Raw genomic sequence first — 2,126 nt, 5'->3', positions numbered from 1 at the left:
TTGTGACAAGATTTTTCTTTTCACCAGCCATTGTAGAAGGAGAATCCATGATGCCAACCTTAACCTCGTCTGACTATGTCTTACTTAACAAATTTAATGTACAAGTTTCGCGTTATGAAGTGATTGCTTTTGACGCTCCAGATGTGGCGAACAAGAAATACATCAAACGTGTCATTGGTCTACCAGGAGACACCATTGAAGTGAAAAATGATACATTATTCGTCAATGGAAAAGCACAAGAGGAGAATTATCTAGCAAGTGAGCGAGAGCATTTAAAGCCAGGTGAACAATTAACGAAAGACTTCACATTAAAAGAACTAACGGGTGTCGCAACCGTACCAAAAGGAAAATTATTTGTCATGGGAGATAATCGTTTGTATTCAAGAGATAGTCGAGAGTTTGGCTTTATTGATGAAACAGCTATTCAAGGGAAAGCCGAGCGAGTGATATGGCCTTTTTCTAGAATGAAAACATTTGAATAAAGCGATAGAAAAATACAAGCATGAATCCAATGATAAAAAAAGAAGGTGTAATCAATTGAAAAAGTGGCATAAACAGATCAGTATGCTCCTAGGCTTAATCGTCTTGTTTGTAATCGGATTGAAAGCCATGGAATTATTGGCTAATTCAGAAGTCGTGTCTGACTTAAATATTGAAAGTGAACAACAAGAAATCTTAACAGATGAAGCGTTCAGCATCAAAATAAAGAGTGCAAATGCAGAAGATAAGCAGGTGATATTGCCGCTTCCAGCAAATGTAGTCTATGAGTCTTCTGGCGTGGAGCATGGTTCCGTAGTATTTGATCAAGAAAACCATCAATTGATGATTGATTGGTATGATACAACCACAGAGAATCGTTATGTGACGGTAACAATGAAGATAGAAGAAGAAGGCACATATCCATTCCAAGCGGTCTCTCAGCGACAGGAGAAGGGTGTCCAATCACAACCAATAGAACTGACTGCTCTGTCGATAGTAGAAGAAAAGCAAGTGATAGAGGAACCACCAGCAGAAAAGGATCAGACAGAAGTAGTCCCTTCAAATGATAGTGAGGAATCAAGTGAGCTCCAGTCAGTACCAGCAGAAGAAGTCCCAGTACATAAAGAAGAGGAACAGGTGCCGGAGAATAAAGTTTTAAAAACAGATGCAAGAATAGGAAAACCTATTAATGAAATATTCCCAGATCCAGAGTTTGCTAAATTTATTACAAATAAAGTAGGAGGGACTGATAAAAAAGTTACTGATCCACTAACACAAAGAGAGGTAGATGGTGTAGTTGAGCTACAAATTCATTATGATAGAAAAATAAAAAGTATAGATGGAATTGATATTTTTGATAAACTTCAATCGCTTTATATTAACAACGGTCTTGTAACTGAAATTCCAGAAAATATAGGGAATCTCACTTTGTTAACAAGGTTCGTATTTTCACGGAGTAAGTTAACAAAATTGCCAAAATCAATAGGTGATTTGACGTCGTTGGTTACTTTAGAATTGACTGACAATCAGTTAGAAAGCTTGCCGGATTCAATAGGAAAGTTAAAGCAATTACAGTCTTTACGTGTGGATGAAAATCGTCTAACCAGTTTGCCTGAAAGTGTCGGAAACCTTAGTTCTTTGACAATGCTAGACGCTACTAAAAATAAAATAACGCATTTTCCTGAATCTTTAACAAATGCGACTTCATTAATTGAATTGAAGCTTTACAATAATGGAATAAGCAATATTCCATATTCTATAGATAATCTTAAAATGTTGAAAAAACTAGACTTGACAACTAATAAAATTACGAGTTTGCCAGAAACAATTGGTAATTTGGGTTCGTTAGAAGATTTATCTCTAAGTAGTAATCAGCTGAAAATTATACCAGAAACAATAGGGAATCTTAGTTCGTTAGTGAATCTTTCTATGTCTGATAACCAATTTACAATTATACCAGATATCATAGGAAATCTCAGTTCATTACGTAGTCTTTCTCTAGATAGAAACCAATTCACTGTTGTACCAGAAACAATAGGGAATCTTAGCTCGTTAACGATTCTTTATCTGAATAGCAACCAACTCACAGTTTTACCGGACACGATAGGAAATCTTAGCTCGTTAACATACCTTTATGCGAATAGTAA

The 2,126-nt window shown here is 35.8% G+C and carries 2 protein-coding genes; both read left to right on the top strand.

Translation table 11 applies throughout. The features are described 5' to 3' along the window. A partial coding sequence (gene lepB, locus BMW29_RS13755) for a signal peptidase I (protein ID WP_177165800.1) occupies positions 1–482 on the top strand: 482 nt, incomplete at its 5' end. Positions 483–609: 127 nt separating this feature from the next. Beyond that, the coding region (locus BMW29_RS13750) for a leucine-rich repeat domain-containing protein (protein WP_218139675.1) at positions 610–2,126 on the top strand (1,517 nt) is incomplete at its 3' end.

Origin of the sequence: Isobaculum melis (assembly GCF_900111355.1) — a bacterium.
Classification (GTDB): Bacteria; Bacillota; Bacilli; order Lactobacillales; family Carnobacteriaceae; genus Isobaculum; species Isobaculum melis.
This window is presented reverse-complemented; position numbering and strand designations above follow the sequence as displayed.